The organism is Nocardia australiensis, from assembly GCF_020733705.1.
Lineage (GTDB): Bacteria > Actinomycetota > Actinomycetes > Mycobacteriales > Mycobacteriaceae > Nocardia > Nocardia australiensis.
Genome location: NZ_JAJFZM010000005.1, coordinates 148,355 through 165,526, shown reverse-complemented (window position 1 = coordinate 165,526; position 17,172 = coordinate 148,355). Strand labels below are relative to the sequence as shown.

The 17,172-nt window shown below is 63.9% G+C and carries 15 protein-coding genes and 3 pseudogenes; 8 read left to right on the top strand and 10 right to left on the bottom strand.

Annotated features, from left to right (window positions below):
* Window positions 1-279 precede the first annotated feature (279 nt).
* Entirely contained in the window at window positions 280-576 is a 297-nt protein-coding gene (locus tag LKE06_RS23065; protein WP_228001532.1) for a PIN-like domain-containing protein, read from the top strand.
* A gap of 10 nt (window positions 577-586) precedes the next feature.
* On the top strand, window positions 587-952 hold the full coding sequence (locus LKE06_RS23060) for a hypothetical protein (protein WP_228001445.1): 366 nt from the start codon (window positions 587-589) through the stop codon (window positions 950-952).
* A gap of 392 nt (window positions 953-1,344) precedes the next feature.
* On the opposite strand, the gene LKE06_RS23055 is transcribed toward LKE06_RS23060, so the two are convergent.
* Window positions 1,345-2,439: a Fic family protein gene (locus tag LKE06_RS23055; RefSeq protein ID WP_228001444.1), complete on the bottom strand. Its 1,095-nt coding sequence runs from the start codon at window positions 2,437-2,439 to the stop codon at window positions 1,345-1,347.
* 717 nt (window positions 2,440-3,156) lie between these two features.
* Here LKE06_RS23055 and LKE06_RS23050 point away from each other — a divergent pair.
* The 3 pseudogenes from LKE06_RS23050 to LKE06_RS23040 form a co-directional block, all read left to right on the top strand.
* Window positions 3,157-3,719: pseudogene (locus tag LKE06_RS23050) on the top strand (transposase); the annotation flags it as partial.
* Window position 3,720: 1 nt separating this feature from the next.
* Window positions 3,721-4,851, top strand: a pseudogene (locus tag LKE06_RS23045) (acyl-CoA dehydrogenase family protein); the annotation flags it as partial.
* An 85-nt stretch (window positions 4,852-4,936) separates the two neighbouring features.
* Window positions 4,937-5,170 (top strand): annotated as a pseudogene (locus tag LKE06_RS23040) (thiolase family protein); the annotation flags it as partial.
* Between the two features lie 30 nt (window positions 5,171-5,200).
* On the opposite strand, the gene LKE06_RS23035 reads toward LKE06_RS23040, so the two are convergent.
* The 9 genes from LKE06_RS23035 to LKE06_RS22995 all read right to left on the bottom strand — a co-directional run bounded on the left by LKE06_RS23035 (window position 5,201) and on the right by LKE06_RS22995 (window position 13,573).
* Entirely contained in the window at window positions 5,201-6,346 is a 1,146-nt protein-coding gene (locus LKE06_RS23035) for an MBL fold metallo-hydrolase (protein WP_228001442.1), read from the bottom strand.
* Window positions 6,347-6,610: 264 nt separating this feature from the next.
* Window positions 6,611-8,341, bottom strand: coding sequence for an FAD-dependent monooxygenase (locus LKE06_RS23030; RefSeq protein WP_228001441.1), 1,731 nt, complete (start codon window positions 8,339-8,341; stop codon window positions 6,611-6,613).
* A 137-nt stretch (window positions 8,342-8,478) separates the two neighbouring features.
* Window positions 8,479-8,865, bottom strand: a complete 387-nt coding sequence (locus LKE06_RS23025) for a nuclear transport factor 2 family protein (RefSeq protein ID WP_228001440.1) — start codon at window positions 8,863-8,865, stop codon at window positions 8,479-8,481.
* Between the two features lie 76 nt (window positions 8,866-8,941).
* Window positions 8,942-9,547: a malonic semialdehyde reductase gene (locus LKE06_RS23020; RefSeq protein WP_228001439.1), complete on the bottom strand. Its 606-nt coding sequence runs from the start codon at window positions 9,545-9,547 to the stop codon at window positions 8,942-8,944.
* A 31-nt stretch (window positions 9,548-9,578) separates the two neighbouring features.
* Window positions 9,579-10,742 (bottom strand): acyl-CoA dehydrogenase family protein, encoded by a 1,164-nt coding sequence (locus tag LKE06_RS23015; protein ID WP_228001438.1) that lies wholly within the window; start codon window positions 10,740-10,742, stop codon window positions 9,579-9,581.
* Between the two features lie 122 nt (window positions 10,743-10,864).
* Entirely contained in the window at window positions 10,865-11,491 is a 627-nt protein-coding gene (locus LKE06_RS23010; RefSeq protein ID WP_228001437.1) for a 3,4-dihydroxy-2-butanone-4-phosphate synthase, read from the bottom strand.
* 92 nt (window positions 11,492-11,583) lie between these two features.
* Window positions 11,584-12,036 carry a flavin reductase family protein gene (locus tag LKE06_RS23005; protein ID WP_228001531.1) on the bottom strand — a complete coding sequence of 151 codons (453 nt, stop codon included), beginning with the start codon at window positions 12,034-12,036 and terminating at the stop codon, window positions 11,584-11,586.
* 261 nt (window positions 12,037-12,297) lie between these two features.
* On the bottom strand, window positions 12,298-12,648 hold the full coding sequence (locus LKE06_RS23000) for a helix-turn-helix domain-containing protein (protein WP_228001436.1): 351 nt from the start codon (window positions 12,646-12,648) through the stop codon (window positions 12,298-12,300).
* Window positions 12,641-13,573, bottom strand: coding sequence for an RsbRD N-terminal domain-containing protein (locus LKE06_RS22995; RefSeq protein WP_228001435.1), 933 nt, complete (start codon window positions 13,571-13,573; stop codon window positions 12,641-12,643). Before LKE06_RS22995 ends, LKE06_RS23000 begins: the two co-directional genes overlap by 8 nt.
* A 271-nt stretch (window positions 13,574-13,844) precedes the next feature.
* Between LKE06_RS22995 and LKE06_RS22990 the strand changes: the two genes are divergently transcribed.
* The 3 genes from LKE06_RS22990 to LKE06_RS22980 are packed head-to-tail and all read left to right on the top strand — an operon-like array spanning window position 13,845 to window position 17,119.
* Window positions 13,845-14,417 (top strand): VOC family protein, encoded by a 573-nt coding sequence (locus LKE06_RS22990; RefSeq protein ID WP_228001434.1) that lies wholly within the window; start codon window positions 13,845-13,847, stop codon window positions 14,415-14,417.
* 52 nt (window positions 14,418-14,469) lie between these two features.
* Window positions 14,470-15,360 carry a fumarylacetoacetate hydrolase family protein gene (locus tag LKE06_RS22985; RefSeq protein ID WP_228001433.1) on the top strand — a complete coding sequence of 297 codons (891 nt, stop codon included), beginning with the start codon at window positions 14,470-14,472 and terminating at the stop codon, window positions 15,358-15,360.
* Window positions 15,353-17,119: an FAD-dependent oxidoreductase gene (locus LKE06_RS22980; RefSeq protein WP_228001432.1), complete on the top strand. Its 1,767-nt coding sequence runs from the start codon at window positions 15,353-15,355 to the stop codon at window positions 17,117-17,119. Before LKE06_RS22985 ends, LKE06_RS22980 begins: the two co-directional genes overlap by 8 nt.
* Window positions 17,120-17,172: the final 53 nt, after the last annotated feature.

Sequence of the window (17,172 nt, the reverse complement as noted above, 5' to 3'; positions counted from 1 at the left end):
CAACACGGAATGTTTGCTGGATAACGTCGAGGACCATGGACATCCTGATCGAGCCAGGGCGGAGATCCTTCCATCCAGCAGGTAGGAATCGCGCAACCCGGCGGACAGAACGTGAGGACAGCCGAACAGTGGCGATCCCTCGCCGACTGGCGCCGCCTGTCGTCGACACCGCCACATCTCTGAGTTCCATTCCGAGGTAAGCCACCTGGACCGAACTCCTCGCGGGCACTCGCCTCACCGCCCAGACGTTGGGCGCATCCGCTTCGCCACCACGGACGACTGGATTACCCTCCAGACGAGAAGAAGGGTGACCGATCCATCGGCGACTTCCTGGTGTGGCACCAGACCATGCAGGAAGCCAAGCGGCGCAACAAGCAGGTACTGCTGATCACCAATGAGATGAAGCCGGACTGGGTGCACCGCAACGGCAAGGTGGTGGGGCCTCGACCTGAGCTGGTGCAGGAGATGGCCAGAGACGCCGGGCAGGGTTTTCATCTGGTCGACGTGCGCACGTTCTTGACGTTGGCCAGCCAGTTCTTGGAGGCCGAGGTCAGTCAGCGAAGCCACCGTCGATGAAGCCAACCGTTTGAGTGAGGATGCCGCTGTCAACGCGGTGGTGGCCGAGGAGTGCAGTCGCGCGCATCCGCCGATTGTGACGGGCTCCGATATAGGTCCCGGGTTGCAGTCTCTGGTGGCGGATGCGTTGGCACAGGGCAATTCGAGCGCGCCGTGGGCGTGGCTGCAGCGGGTGGAGGCGTTGCCGTCCTGGTCGCCCGAGCTGAGATCGGTGCTCAACGTGCTCGCGGACAATCCGGGCCTGGTCACGAGGTTGGCCATGTTGAAGAGATCGGACATCGTCCCGCCTGGGTCTGTCGCGATCGACCCGGGCATGTGGCCGGGCGGGGACGAGCTACAGGACAACGACGGTGAAGACGGCCCGCACACGCCGTAGCGGCTGGCTTACGGGTCGCGTCCCGTTCGGCGGTGTGAGGGGTCACCGCGAGCCGTGGATGGTGGCATATGCTGCAGGTTCACCCGACCGATCGTTCTCGCCGGAACGTACGCGCGCTAACGGATCACGATGCGCCTGTCTCACCGTGCCCAGACCAAACCAAACAGCGCGGGTCGCGACAACACGGTGCGTCGGCGAGAGCTGTTGTCCGCTTCGGCGCTACCTCACGTCGGCCTCCGGTATCACTCCGAATGGCTGACGCACGTCGATGCCGCTCCAGACATCTAGGGCAGCTGACCAGGCACGAACGACAATTTGAGGTGTCATACACAAAGTCTTGGGCCGAAACTTCACACATCTGGCCCACGTGCGAAGTTTCTTTCCATATGCCTTTAGCCCGTGGGTTCGGTCCTGACCAGCAGTTCCAGGAACTCGCGGTTGATGAACAACCGGTCGCGACCGATCTTCAGGTCTTGAAGCAGGCCTGCCGTCACGAGATCCTGAAGCCAAGCGGTCGCGGTCGGTCGTGAGACTTTGCAGCGCTCGACCACGGTCTTGATCCGGCAGTAAGGCTGCTCAAACAGGATCAACTGCAACTCCGAGTTGGAACCGCCCTTCGAGGCTTCACGGGCCTGCTTGTTGAAATCATCCTGGAGCGAGCGAATGTCTTCGATCTTCCGCAGAGTCGAGCGCGACGTCCGCTCGATTCCGGTCAGGATGTACAGAATCCACTCTTCCCAGGCGCCCTCGGCGGTCACACTGCGCAGGAGCCGGTAGTAGTCCTGTTTGGTGTCGATGATGTATCGGGACAGGTACAGCACGGGCAGCCGCAGCAGCCCCGCCTCTACCAGCATGAGCACGTTGAGGATTCGGCCCGCCCTGCCATTGCCGTCGCTGAATGGGTGGATCGCCTCGAATTGGTAATGCGCCACCGCCATACGGACAAGGGCGTCCATCCCATCATCAGCGTGGACGAACCGCTCCCACTCGCTGAGCTTCTCGATGATCAGATCTTGGCCTTCTGGCGGACTGTAGGCGACAGTTCCCGTAGCCGTGTTACCGATCCGTGTTCCCGGCATCGCACGGACCTTCATCTCTCGGTCCTTGATCGTGCTGCACACCGCCACGGCCGTGGTAGCGGTGAGGCCACGATCGAGAGTCGTCTCGAATCCGACCCGCAACGCAGTTCGGTAGCGCAATGTCTCCCGCGTTGCCGGGTCCGCACCCGCGTCGTCCTCCAGATGCCGGAACAGCGCGTCGGTCGTCGTCACGATGTTCTCGATCTCGGAACTTGCCTGTGCTTCCAACAAGGGGATGGTGTTGATCAGCACTGTGGGGTTCGGGATCGACACAACAGCTTGGTCAAGCTGAGCCAGTGCCGCGTTCGCACCGATCGCCGCCTTGAGCACGGCTTTCGTCTCGAGTTCATCCGCCGTGGGTGGGGGCGGAAGTTCGTTGTATGGGACCTCGGGGCTCCAATTGACCATGACGTGAACCATCGCACAGAACCATTGTCATGTAAAGAAATGGCAGAAAATATTACAAGTCATCGGGATAGGTGAAGTTTCTTAGTTGGTCGCGTGAGAGACCAGCTCAGCAGCTGTGCACAGCCCGAGCATCGAACGAGATGTTGCGGCTCCGGTGCTGCAGCCTCTACCCAAGTTGGGGCAGTCCACTCGCCGAGGACGCACCCAGCATTGCACGCCTAGGACCGCTATCAGCAGGTCGAGCTACTTGCCGCCGGGAGGAGGAGACCCTTCGGGGCAGCTGACCAAGAGTGCGCGAAGCGAACCGAGATGACGCGCCCGAGGCGCTAGCAGAGAGCGTGTCGGGTATCAAGACGGTGCCAGGAACCGACCGGACGTCGCATCCGCAGGATGCGGTGGGCGCTATGACCTGGCCACTCATCGGAACGCCATACAGAACATCCCAGATGTACTCGACGGTCGACGCCAGCGACGCCTCAGTGCTTCGATCCGCCGGTCCGTTGCACTACCCCTCGATCCGAGGTCGGGCTCGGTTGACGATTCCTCAAGGTTGTCGCTGTTCAACTGAGCCCGATCCATCTTGGACTTGGCCAGACTCCCAATCATCAGACCATCGGCAACTCGAATCCTTCTCCGCCGCAGGATCTGTCAGTGATCTTGTGGGCGGGACGGTGATCGGAGAGGCTGAGGCGACCTGTCTCAGCGGAAGGGATCATCGTGTCGGAGAAGTCGGTCCCGGCGGCCGAGGAGTCGTCGGTGACGGACGGTCTGGATGTCCGGATTGCCCAGGAATTGGTGGATAGAGCCCGGAAAGAAGGGGTATCGCTGGCAGGCCCGGGTGGTTTGCTGTCGCAGATCACGAAAACTGTTCCGGAAGCGGCACTGAACGCTGAAATGGACGAACACCTGGGATATTCCAAAGGCGACCCGACCGTCGGTGGAGACGGGAACCACCGCAACGGCCGGTCACAGAACACGGTGCACACCGATGTCGGCTCGGTGCGTATCGATGTGCCGCGAGATCGGAAATCGGAATTCGAACCGGTTATGGTTCCGAAGCATTCCCGGCGAGTGGAGGGTTTCGATGAGTCGATCATCTCGCTGTATGCGAGGGGTTTGACGACCGGGGAGATCCAGAAGCATTTATCGGAAATCTACGATATGGAGGTGTCGCGTGAGTTGATTTCGAAGATAACCGCAGGGTTGTCGGCGAAATGAATGAATGGCAGTCACGGCCGCTGGAACGTGTGTATCCGGTTGTGCTGATCGATGCAATCTTCGGTGAAGGGTATTTCCCTTTTCATCGTGCCGAAGATCCTCCTTCACCCCGACGGCACGCTGGACGAGCGAAACGATGTTTCGCTGGTGGGGCTCAACCACAAGATGGGCAATCGTGGAACTACCAATGCGCTGTTGAACTTCGGCGAGGGAGCGCACCACCCCGTGGTGCGAGTGGCGCGATCGGCTACCTCGTTGGGGAGCCCCATCGCGGTCTGGCCTACATGTTCCACATGATGAACGAGGCCCGCATCGGAGTTGGCTTCCTTGCGACCGCCATCGGCTACGCCGGCTACCGTCAGGCCGTCGACTACGCTACGACCCGAACCCAAGGTCGTGGGGTGGGCGACCGAAACCCGGATTCGAAACCGGTGCCGATCGTTCAACATGCGGACGTCAAGCGAATGTTGCTCGCCCAGAAGTCGTATGTCGAAGGCGCGCTCGCACTCGGGCTATTCTGTGCGAACCTAGCCAACGAACAGGAAACAACGGACGATGTCGAACACCGGCACCAGGTTGGGCTACTGCTGGATGTGCTGACTCCAATCGCGAAGAGTTGGCCCTCTCAGTGGTGCCTTCGTGCCAACGACCTCGCGATTCAGGTTCATGGCGGATACGGCTACACCCGCGACTACGATGTCGAGCAGTTCTACCGCGACAACCGCCTGAACCAGATTCATGAGGGAACACACGGAATCCAAGGCCTCGACCTGCTTGGTCGCAAGATGGCCATGCAGAACGGTGCGGGACTTCGTCTGCTGATCGGCACAATCCACTCAACCATCGACGCCGCTCGCATCCGAGGCGGGGAACTCGCTCAGCTTGGCGACCAGCTCGACAACTCCGACGCAACCCCTTGAGTCGGTCACGCAACTACTTCTCGATGCAGGTAAGCGGGAAGAGGGCCTGGCCAACGCGTCGATCTACCTTGAAGCCGTGGGGCATGTCGTCATCGCGTGGATGTGGATCGAGCAGCTACTCGCGGCCGGAGGCAAAGCTGGCGACTTCTACGAGGGCAAACGACAGGCCGCCCGGTACTTCTACAATTACGAGCTACCGACCACCACCACACAGTTCGAACTCTTGAAGAGTTTGGACAGAACGACAGTCGAGATGCGCTCGTCCTGGTTTTGACGAACACGCAAACAGATGCGAAGCGACTTCGGGTGCTGCCCCGGCAAGGGCTGATATCCGAGATCAATCTCTTTCGATAGGAATCATGACGCGTGAAGCCGTCATCGTAGATGCTGTCCGCTCCCCCGTCGGCAAGCGAAACGGCGGACTGGCCAGTGTGCACCCCGCAGACTTGTCCGCCTACGTCCTGCAAGCCCTCGTCGAGCGGACCGGACTCGATCCCGGTCTCGTCGACGACGTGATCTGGGGATGCGTCAGCCAGATCGGCGAGCAGAGCTTCGACATCGCCAGGACGGCCGCCCTCTCGGCCGGCTGGCCCATCCGGTCCGCTGTGGCGAATGGGTAGAGATCAGTTCGCGCGACCCTTTTCCAAGGTCAGACTGCTGAGATCGCTCCCGACAGTGACCTCCCCCGAGTATCCGGCTCGGGCAATTTGTGTCCACTTTTCGACGTCCACCTCACCGGTGAAATCGCCGATGTGTGACAACACCGTTCGTGGCACATCCGCTTCGTGCGCGATGCTACCGATCTCCGATACCAGGGTGTGAGACTTCAGCATGTGATCGCGAATCGGGGCAGGCAGGCCGATTTCCGCTGGATCGCTGATCGCTTCGTGTACGAGCACCCTGCTCCCGCGGGCGAGATCGATGAGATTCTGGGACCTCTTCGTATCTCCCGAGAACGTTACCGAGCCATGATCGGTGTCGAAGCGAAAAGCGAACGAGGGGAACACCGGTCCGTGCGGCACCAGAGTTGCCGTCACCTTGACTCGATCATCTTCCATCACCGTGAAGGGGACGACGCGAGGGGCAGTCTCACCGACGGCGGAGGCGTTGGCGGGTACTGCGATCTCGTGGGGTTCGATCAGCGTACGCGGATCGCGCATGTCGGCGTCACGCATGAAGATGTTGTGGCTGTAGGCGTATGCCTGGTGACAGTGGTCGGTGAGCTCGGTGATTCCGGGCGTCGGCTGGGGAAGGCCGATCGTGGGGACCTCCTTCCCGCCGAAAGCTGCCGGAAGCGCTCCGGCCGGACCCGGGCCGTATGCCCTCACGCGCTCGGGGATCACGTCCAGATACGGCAGGCCGGTGACCGCACCGAGCATGATCATGTTGTAATAATCCGCGACATGATCAGCGTGCAGGTGTGTGATGAAGATATTGCGCAGAGCCTGCCGTTTCAGGCCGGCGCGTTGATACTGCATCGCGGAGGCATACCCACAGTCGATGACGTATGCGGCGCCGTCCACGACGAGGACCGAAGAAATGCCCGCGCGGTCCGGTCCGGGTGGTAATCCGCCCCGGGTGCCGAGTAGGACCAGGTGAACACCTGTGTCGGGTATCGGGGTCATCCTGCTGGCCTCGGAGGGGCCGGTGGTGTTCGCAGATCCACAACTGGCAAGGAGTCCGGCACCTGCGGCGCCGACCCCGCCGATCACGCTCGTGCGTAACAGCTGTCGTCGGGCCATTCCCGGCCGACGACCCGAGTCCAGCACCGGAGCAGTTTCCGCATTGCTGCAGCACGACTGGTGGAGGGAGTCGTCGCAGACCTTGCCCGGCGTCGTTTCGATGGGGCGATCTATCCCCTCTTTCCTTCTGGTTTTTCTCCCGCGCAAGCCTGGAAACGCGGACGGGCGGGACCGTTGTTCGGCCATGATCTGATTTCCCTACTGTCGCTGCCGATGTCGGCGATGTATCTGCTGAAGAGTGCGATCGGGGATGCCCACGATCGCACCCACTCCGGCATCCGGAAGCCGTCGTCAGGCAGCCGCCGCCAGAGAACTACGCCCGGTGACAGTGGCCAGCAGTGCTCGCACGTCCTCCGGCAGTCGGTCACCTCGCCAGGCGACGTGACCGTCGGGGCGGACCAGCACCAGATCACGCTCATAGATCTTTCGCGCCGTCTGATCCTGGAGGTCGAACACCCGCAGGGAGAGCCCTGCTTCCGCGGCCACCGCCTGCAGCTCCTGGGTTACCTCGGCGCCGGCAAAGCTCACCAGGGTGAAGGTATCGCGATAAGTATCCAGCAGCGAGGAACCGTCCGGGAGACGCGCGTGCGGAGCACGAGCACCGGGAACGGTTGTCGGAACGTAGGTGGACACATCGGGGTCGGGACTCTCTTCACCGTCGTCGGCGACCACCAGGGAGTGGTACCGATAGCCCATCTCAACTCCGTAGCTCTCGTGTTCGCCGGTGTTGGCGGCGAAGTACTCGGCGAGGACCCGGCGGTGGGCTTCGGCAGCGGGAGTGTCGGATTCGATGAGTTCCCTATCGGCCAATTCCTGAGCCTTGACGTGAACATTCAAATGCCGGAAGGACCAGTCCCGGGCCAGCAGGGCGACCGGGCGCCGTTCGGCCTCGTAACTGTCGAGGAGACCGTCACCGCCGAATCCGTTGATCACCGCGGCGAGTTTCCAGCCCAGGTTCACCGCGTCCGCGATACCGGTGTTCAAACCGTATCCGCCGGTCGGAATGACTTCATGGGCGGCATCGCCGGCCACGAACAACCGCCCGAGGCGGTAGCGGTCGGCTACCAGGACATTGGCCTGCCAGACGCTGCTCTGCAGGACCTCATCGACCTCCAAGTGCTTACCGCAGACCGCATCCAGCAGTTGCTGCTTGTCGATGTCCTCGGTGCGCACGCCGTCGGTGATAGCGCTGGTTTGCAGGGTCCAGGTGTCGCGCTCGTCCTGGGCGATAATGGCCCCGACTCCGCCACCAACGAAGAATGTGTGCCAGAACTGGCCGTGGGCGTGCAGGGTCGCCAGGTCGCGGGACTTGAAGTGGACCTGGCAGAAGGTGATCACTCCGCGTTCGCCCTCCATCTGCAGGCCCATGGCCCGCCGGACGACCGAACCGGCGCCGTCGCAGCCGATTAGGTAGTCCGCTTCGAGGGTGTGGTCGGCGCCGCCGACGGGCGAGACGATCCTGACCGTGGCACCGTCATCGCCGTGGGCGACCTCGCTGACTCGCCACGGACGGAGGACCTCGATGTTGTCGTCGGCGAGACAGCGCCGCATGAGCAGCTTCTCGACCTCGATCTGGGTTACTCGCTGCCAGGCGTGTGCCGGAGTGGTGCCGTCGTTGCGGGAGGCGATCCAGTCGGACATCCGGTCCACACTGGGATAGCTCCACCGGCCCACCTCGCGGCCGGCCATCGAAGTGCAGAACACGACGTCGTGGGAGTAGGTCGCGCCTACTCCGGCCGTCCGGATCTCCTCGGTCAATCCGAGGCGGGCCAGCAGTTCCATGCTGCGCGCGTTGGTCAGGTCCATCTTGGGAAAGCGCGTGGTCTGCGGGTTCTGCTCGACGAGGGTGGTCTTGACCCCATGCAGGCTGAGTTCGAGCGCGAGGACCATGCCCACCGGCCCCGCCCCCGAGATCAGTACCGAACGCCGGTAGGAGGTGTCGACCTTCTCGTCGAGGTTCTCCGGTGCAGGCTGGGTGCCGGTGACGCTGGGGTCCAGCGGACGGCCGGTGGGGTGGGTCATGATGCTCCGTTCGAAAAGAATGTGCCGTGGTTCTACGACCCGTGGGCGACAGGATCAGCGGGGTCGGTTTTCGGGCCGCAACGGCAGGTGTCGTGGGCAGTGGCCGGCCTCGACCGGCGAGGAGGGGTATTCGCCGGTCAGCGACCGGCGGTGACCGGGCTGGGGTCCATGAAGATCAGGTATTCGGTGACCTTCCCGTTCTCGATTCGAGTGCGGGTTACGGCGGGAAGGGTGAACTCGGTGCCGTCGTTCATGGTGTAGGTGACCGCGACACGCAGAGCGGTCACCGCTCCATCGGGCCACTCCTCGATGATCGAATGGCTCATTCCGGCGACCGCCCCGAGATACATGGCAACCCAGTCCTGGATGGCCGAGCGGCCCCGGACTGTGTCGTTGTTGCCCATGCGGAAGGTGCAGTCCTCGGAGAAATAACCGAAGAATCGTGCGAAATCGGTATCGGCGGCTTCGAGCAGGTTACGGGTGATCTCGAGTTCGCTGGGAAAGGTGCTGGTGCTGCTGGTCATGGTGAGCTCGCTCAGGGGTGTCGATGGTGTGGCCGACAGGCCGGACGATGTCGCAGCCGGGCCCGGCGGCCGGGGGTCAGGCCCAGTCGATCGCTTCGCGGGGGTCGATCCGCGGAAGGCGTTCGAACCAAGGTTTTGGGCCGGGGTGGCCGATGTTGACGACGAGGATCGAACGCCAGGTGGTGCCGGCGAAGAATTCGGCGTCGATCCCGTTGTTGTCGAATCCGGCCATCGGTCCCGCTGCCAGCCCTGCGGCACGCACGGCGAGAATGAAATAGCCCGCCTGTAGAGCGGCATTAAAATGCGCTGTCTTCGTGCGTAATTCGTCGTCGGCGTCGAATACTTCGCGCATTTCGGGGCGAAAGGGCAGTAAATGTGGCAGGCGCTGGTGGAAATCGGTGTCCAGCGCGAGGATTGCGGTGGCCGGCGCCGACCGTGTCTTGTCCTGATTGCCCTCGCTCAGATGCGGAATCAGCCGCTGTCTGGCTTCGGCGGTCCTGACGAACAGCACGCGCATCGGCTGGCAGTTGGCGGCAGTGGGCGCCCACCGGGTGTGGTGCCAGATCGTGCTGAGTTCCTCATCGCTCACCGGGGTGGGCGCGAAGCTGTTGGCCGTACGCGCATCGGTGAACAGAACCGATATGGCCTGCTCGTCCAAGCCGCCGACGGTGGGAACGGTCATCGTTGTCCTCGTTCGATTCGTGCTCGGACGGTCACAGCAGTGGGTCGGAGACGGGCAGGTCCAGGGTGAACCGGCCCATGGTCTCGGCGGCTGTGTCGATGTCGAGGAAGGCGTGGACACCCAGAACATTCAGATCGCGGTGGAAGCGCTGGATCGGGGAGGAGGTCCGGAATCCGTCGCCGCCGATGCCGCGGACGATGTCGTTGAGCGAGTTGCGGCACAGATCGGTGATGAAGGCGGCCTTGAGTTTCATCTCGGCGCGGTCGAAGGGTTCGGCGCGCTCGGGCCGTTCGCTGGTCAGCCGCTCGAAGAACGAGTGCAGCAGGGTCTCCGCGGTGTCCGCGGCGGCCAGTGCCCGGCCCAGGCGCATCTGCGCGGCCTGCTTGCCGGAAGCCTTCTCCTGACTGAGGGTGCCCTGGCGGGCCTTGGTGCGTTCGACGAAGGCTTCGGCGGCGCCCCGCATCGCGCCGACCACGACCGGGGTGACTTCGGCCATCGCGAACGGCAGGAACGGCAAGTGATACATCGGGTTGTCGTGCAGCAGCTGACCGGGGGCTTTGCCGGCCAGGGCGAGCGCGAACGGGCCGGTGCGGTACGCCGGCACGAACACATTGTCCACCGATACATCGTTGCTGCCGGTGCCCGACATCCCGAAGATGTACCAGGTGTCGAGGATCTTGACATCGGAACGGGGGACGAGGAACCACAACGGCGCCGGATTGCCCGACTCGTCGGTGCCCAGGCCCGCGAAGGTGAACCATTCGGCGTGAACCGAACCGGAGTTCCAGGCGGTCTGGCCGGTGATGCGGTAGCCGCCGTCGACCTGCTCGACCTGCTTCAACGGGGCGGCGGTGCCGGCGGTGAGGGTGTAGGGCTTGTCGGCGAAGACCTCGCGCTGGGCCTGCTCGGTGAAGATGTTCAACCGCCACGCCGCGCCGATGTAGAAGGAGGTGACCCAGCCCGTCGAGGGACATGCCGCGCTGAGGGTGCGGACGATATCGGCCGCGACGTCCAGGCCGAACTCGAGTCCGCCGTACTGCTTCGGTGTAAGGGTCGCCAGGACTCCCGACTCGATCAGGTCGGTGATCGTCTCGTCCAGCGGCGCCCGGTTCTCTTCGGTCTTCTGAGCGCGCTCGGCGATAGCCGGTACCAGGTCACGGACGCGGTTCAGCAGCTCATTCGGGGTGATCGTCATGGCTTCCTTGCCTTCTGATGTGGTGGATGAAACGAAGTTGCGCCGGGAGAGTTCGGCTCCACCGGCCCATGCGCGAGGAGCGCGATCGGGCCGGTCCGGCAACGAGCCGACGAGATGATCGACTAGTAGGTCGCCGAAGACACCAGGGTCATGCCGTATCGGGCGGCGATCAGTTCGGCGTCTCCGGCATGCGCGAGATCGGTAGCATCCTCGATCCCTTCGAGATCGGCGAAAAGCGCACCCGAGAACTCGGGATGCGCCGCGTCGGTGAGTGCGAGAGCCACCGCGGCCGGAGCGTGACGCCCTTGGTAGGCGTCAGGATTGACGCGCACCGGGACCAGGTGCCCGGGTCTGCTGAGGTCGTCCGGTTTCGAGGCCGGGTCGGCGAGCACTCGCGCGGTGCGCGCCCGATCGGCGCCCGAGATCCCGGTGGTGACACCGACGGCGGCATCGACGGCGACGCACTGGCCGTGGCAGGGAGAAACGATGTCGCGGGTGCTCGGCGTCGCCTCCGGCAGAAGCAGCCGATCGCAGTCACTTTCGTGCAGCGCGACCTGCAAGAAACCGGTGCTGTGGCGGATGAGGAAGGCAACTTGCAGTGTCGTTGCCGTACCCGCGCATCCAACGAGCACGAACCGTCCGTCGTGGTGCAGGATGACCAGTTCACCGGCCCCGAGAGCGCAGACGCCGTCGACGAGGGTCGACCACGTCGCTGGACCGGTGGCCCGAGGCTTGAACGACGTTGTCATAGCGAGCCTTTCTGCAGGTGTGGTTGTGCTGAGCCGGGTGGGTATTGCTGCGGACACTTCGCGGTTGCGACGAGGTGGGTGCAGCGGGCCGGCTATACGGTGGTGAAGGAGGAATGCGTGCCGAAAGTGCGGAGGCGGTAGGTCAGGGGATCACAGTCGCGGTGCTCGGCGGCGATAGCTGCACCCAGCATGATCACGTGGTCACCGCCTTCGACGAAACGTTCCGAGCGGCACGCGACCCAGCCGGCGGCATCGTGTAACCGTGGCAAGCCGTGGTCGAGGTCCCAGCCGATACCTTCGAATTTGCCGGTGCCGCCCTTCTTCGCGAAGGCAAGAGCGGTGTCCTGCTGTGCACAGGCGAGCACATTCAGTCCGAACATATCCGTGCTCGTGATGTGAGCCAGGGTTTCCGATCCCCTGTCCAGCGCCACCAGGACCATCGGCGGATTCATCGACAACGACGTGAACGCACTGACGGTGGTACCCGCGGGCAATACACCGTTCATGGAGGTCACGACGGCAACCGGGGCCGCCACACTTGCCATCACATCCTTGAAAGTCTGCTGTACCGAACTCAAAGGGCACCTTCTTCTATCGAACCGCGGCACACGCCATCAGCCATGGGAAAGGAGTCGAATGCCGGCGGGTGTCACGTCGGCTGCTGCCGCATCACCGCCTGGCTGTGTCCTACACCACAAGTAGAACGCAGTAGTGGCCCGGATCGCACTGGTGCCCGGCACAGTCTTCGCACCGGATTCTGGTCTGTGAACCAACCGCCGCGCAGACGAACGAAGTGGCCGAGCCCGCTACCGCGGCTCGGACGAGGGCCGGTGCATCCAATCATGCATACTCAATGCGGCGCGCAGATTCGTCGTCGACGACCTTCTGTGACCGCACAGCGCCAGCGCTTGATGCACCCGGTAGGTCACTGTGTTCTTCGAGATGTGCTCCGCCGCGGCGACGCGGGCCAAACCGTGGTCCATGTCGAGGTAGCGACGCAGTGTCGAGCGCAGATCGGCCATGCGGGTGTCTTCAGCAGCCAGTGGACCGAGAACCCGCTCGACAAATCGAGTGGCGGCCTCGGGGTCGGCGAGCAGCAGCACTTCCAGGGCGACGTCTTCATGGGCGGTCACGGCGCCGCGGCGCCGCTCACGCATTCGCACGAGTCGCTCGACCGCGCGGGCTTCCTGGTGGCTCCAACGAAATCCGTCGATACCCGAAGCGAGCTCTCCGGTCACCACCCAGGTCTCCTCGAGGTCGGGCACCGAAGGATTCAGCGGACGCAAGGGATCCGGTACGACCGAGCCCCACGCCCAGCGCCTGCACACCCACCGGAATAACCAGAGTGGCGGTCGGCGTTCCCCAGCGCCGGAGCACAGGCTCGACAACACTGCGCAGATCGTGGCGGGAATGCGGGGCGCTCCAGGCGATCATCGCCAAGTGTTCGCCACCGACGGGATAGCCCAGTACCTGGGATGCGCGAGCCGGGTCGACCGCCTCGCCGTTGATGATCTTGGTTGCCAGTTCCAGGCGCGCGGCCGATACGCCGGCTGCCCACGAGCTCTGCTCCTCGACGAATGCCGAGGCCGCAACACCTGTGAAGTCGTCGAGCTCTTCGAACAGCAAGATCGAGATGCGCCGGAGCTCGGCGCCGCTGCGGTCCTTCGGAAGCAGTTCGGAAGCACCGTCCAACAGCGCGGAGGCAAGCACCGCGTACCCCACGCGAATCGCGCGCAGTAAATCGTTGAGCTCCATGCCGCGGCGTACGAACTCCCCGGCGATCTCGGTCACCTCCCGGCTGGCCAGGGTGGTGTCCTGCTCGCCCATACCGGCGACCAGCGTAAGGGCTTGCAGGGCGGTCGAGGTCGTGGCACGCAGCACCGCCTCGACCGCAGAAGCGCCCTCGCGCAGCGTCGGCAGTGCCTGCGCGATTCTGGCGGTGATGTTCTCGCCGACCTCCACCGCCCACTGCACGGCACCGGGCCCGAGCGTGGCCCGGACTCGCTCAGCTTCGGGACCGAACCACTCCGGCTCGGGTCCGCCTGCGCGGCTCGGACCCAATCCGCACGTCCAATGCGGCACTTCACACCTTTCACCCAGCTCCCCTTCGAGTGTCCGCGTTTGGTCTGCAGACCAATGTTTCTGGCCTTTCCTGGTTCGCAGCCAGTGGCGACTCGGAGGGAGATCGGCTGGAATTGTGACAGCGCTTACGTGATGCACACCACAACCTGACGTGGTGGACGTTATCACATATAGCGGTGAGGTCGCATCGACGATGCTGCGTCGCACACCGCGAAGCGGTGGCGCACAACGACGTGCGCAACCGCGTCCTGATTCGCAAAGGAGCTCATCGATGACCGCCACACCGAAGTTCGCGCACGTCGTGCTGCAGACCAGCCGACTCGAAGAAATGCGCGATTGGTACTGCACCGTTCTGGACGCGCACGTGGTGCACGAGGGACACGGGCTGTGCTTCATCACTTTCGACGAGGAGCACCACCGCATCGCGCTTCTCGGTGCCCCGGTGCAGCTCGAGCCCAGGAATCCCGGGGCAGCCGGCATGCACCACACCGCCTACACCTTCGACACCCTCGGCGATCTACTCGACCGGTACGACTCGCTCAAGGCCAAGGGCATCGAGCCGAAGGTGCCGATCCAGCACGGTGTGACTACCTCGCTGTACTACCAGGACCCCGACGGCAACTTCGTCGAGCTGCAGATCGACAATTTCGCGACTCCGGACCAGGCCACGGCTTACATGAACGGCCCGGAATACGCCGACAATCCCATCGGGGTCTCGTTCGCCCCGGAACTGATGCGTACCGCGCTCGCCGAGGGCACCCCGGTCCGGCAGATCACCACACACGCCTGGGCACTGCGGACCAGCCCGGACCTGCCGGACCCGATGGCAACGCTGACCAGCTGAGCCGTACGCGCGTGCCGACAGTTTTCAGTCTCGATCCTGCGAAGGACACCTCATGCGTGTAGCAAACCAATCCGGCCGCCTCAAACTCGTCCTGGGCGACACCGTCGTCGACGTCGAGGCCGCCAGCGGCGGGCGCTTCTCGTCGCAGCCTCAGGAGATCTTCGATCGGTGGGAGGAGTTCCTCGCCTGGGCGCGGACTGCCGATACCACCGAGGCGAGCCCCCTGCAGCCGTCCGAGCTGGGCCCTCCGGTCCCGCGGCCGGGCCAGATATTCGCCGTGGGGGTCAACTACGCCGACCACGTCGAGGAGTCCGGGCTGACCCTGCCCGACACACCGTTCGTGTTCACGAAGTTTCCCGCCTCGATCACCGGCCCGTACGACACCATCGAGCACCCCGGCGGATCGGTGGACTTCGAAGTCGAACTCGTCGCGGTCATCGGCAAGCACGCTCGTCATACACCCGTCGACCTGGGCTGGGACCATATCGCCGGCCTCACATTGGGCCAGGACCTCTCCGAACGAGACCTGCAGTTGTCCGGCCCGCCGCCTCAGCAGTTCAACCTCGGTAAATCCTTCTCCGGTTTCGCCCCCATCGGGCCGATGCTGGTAACCCCCGAAGAGTTCCCCGACCGGGACGATATCGGGGTCTCGACGGTCCTGTCGGGCGAACTAATGCAGAGCTCCCGCACTCGACACCTGATCTTCTCGGTGCCGGCGCTGGTCGCCTTTCTGTCCTCGATCGTGGCATTGCGCCCTGGTGACCTGATCTTCACCGGAACACCGGCCGGAATCGGTTTCACCCGCGAGCCGCGACGACTGATCGGCCTCGACGACGAGCTCATCAGCCGCGCCGAGGTCATCGGCGAGATGCGGCACCGGTTCACCCCCACGCAACGACCGCACCCCATCACTGCCGCTGAGAAAGCGGATAACCATGTCTGAAATCAACGTTCCCGTCCTCGTCATCGGTGGCGGTGGGTGCGGCCTCACCACGTCGATCCTGTTGTCCGAACACGGCATCGAACACCATCTCGTCGAACGCCACGCCGACACCTCCCACCTGCCCAAGGCGCACTATCTCAACCAGCGCACGATGGAGGTGCTGCGTCAGGTCGACGTCGCCGACTCGGTCTACGCCGTGGGCACCCCGCCGCAGAACATGGGCAAAACCAGGTGGGTGACCTCGCTCGGCGGTGACGGCGAACTCGACGGCCGCACCCTTTTCACGCTGGATTCCTTCGGCGGGGGCCGGCTCGACAGCGAGTACGCCGTCGACAGCCCGTGCCCGTCGACCAACTACCCACAGATCCGGCTCGAACCGCTGCTGCGTGAGCACGCCGAGAAGCGGGCGCCGAACTCGCTGCACTTCGGCCATGAACTGGTCTCGTTCGAACAGGACGACGACGGTGTCCACGCGGTGATCCTCGATCGGAACGCACAGCAGACCTACACCGTCCATGCCCAGTACATGGTGGCCGCCGACGGCGGCAAGACCGTGGGCCCCGAACTCGGTGTGGAGATGCAGGGCCCCACCGGGATCCTCGATATGGTCAGCACCCACTTCACCGCCGACTTGTCCGAGTGGTGGGAAGACGACGTGCTGATCACCTGGCTGCTCAACCCCGAAGGTGCCGGATCCTGGAACAGCGGCGCGATGGCCGCGATGGGCCCCACCTGGGGCAGGCACTCCGAAGAGTTCGTCCTGCACTTCACCTTCCGGCCCGACGATCCCGCCCGATTCGACGAAGATGCCATCGTTCCCCGTATTCGGGACCTGCTCAAACTGCCCGACCTCGACATGACGGTCCACAAGGTGAGCCATTGGATCCTCGAAGGTGTGCTGGCCGAGAAATATCAGGTCGGGCGAGTCTTCCTCGCCGGCGATGCCGCTCACCGGCACCCGCCGACCACCGGCCTGGGCCTGAACACCGCCATTCAGGACGCGCACAATCTCGCCTGGAAGCTGGCCGCGGTGCTGAAGGGCGTGGCGGGACCGGCATTGCTGGACACCTACGAGTCCGAGCGCCGCCTGGTCGGGATGCGCAACGTCGACTGGGCAATGTTCACCTTCCTCAATCACATGGTCATCGACGCCGGGCTGGGTCTGGTCCCCGGGCAACCGCTGGAAGCGCAGATCCAAGTATTCCGAGATTTCTTCTCCGACACTCCGATGGGCGAGACCCGCCGGGCCCGCGCTATGGAAGTGGTCAACACCCAGCGCACCGAGTTCCAGGCCCACGACCTCGAGATCGGCTTCGCTTACCATGAGGGTGCCCTGGTTCCGGACGGCACCGATGCGCCGCCGCGGGACCCGATGGGCAGGATCTACCAGCCGACCACCCGTCCCGGGCACCGGCTGCCGCACACCTGGATCGAGCACAACAGCCGACGGCTCTCGACGCACGATCTCACCGAGAACAACGCCTGCTTCGTGGTCATCGTCGCCGAGGAAGGTGACCGGTGGGCCGAACCCGCCGCGCTGGCCTCCGAGAAATTCGGTATCCGGATCAAGGTCGTCAAGATCGGCGGCGGCTCGGACTATCAGGATCCGCAAGGAGAATGGAGCACGCTGCGCGAGATCCAGGACGCCGGCGCCATCCTGGTTCGCCCGGACAACCACGTCGCCTGGCGCAGCACCGAGGCCGTAACCGACCCCTCCCTCACGCTCGTCCAGGCGCTCGACACCGTGCTGTGCCGCTGAGCCCTCACTGATCCGGTCACCGCCTGAGGGCAGCACTCAGCGAATGCGCTGCC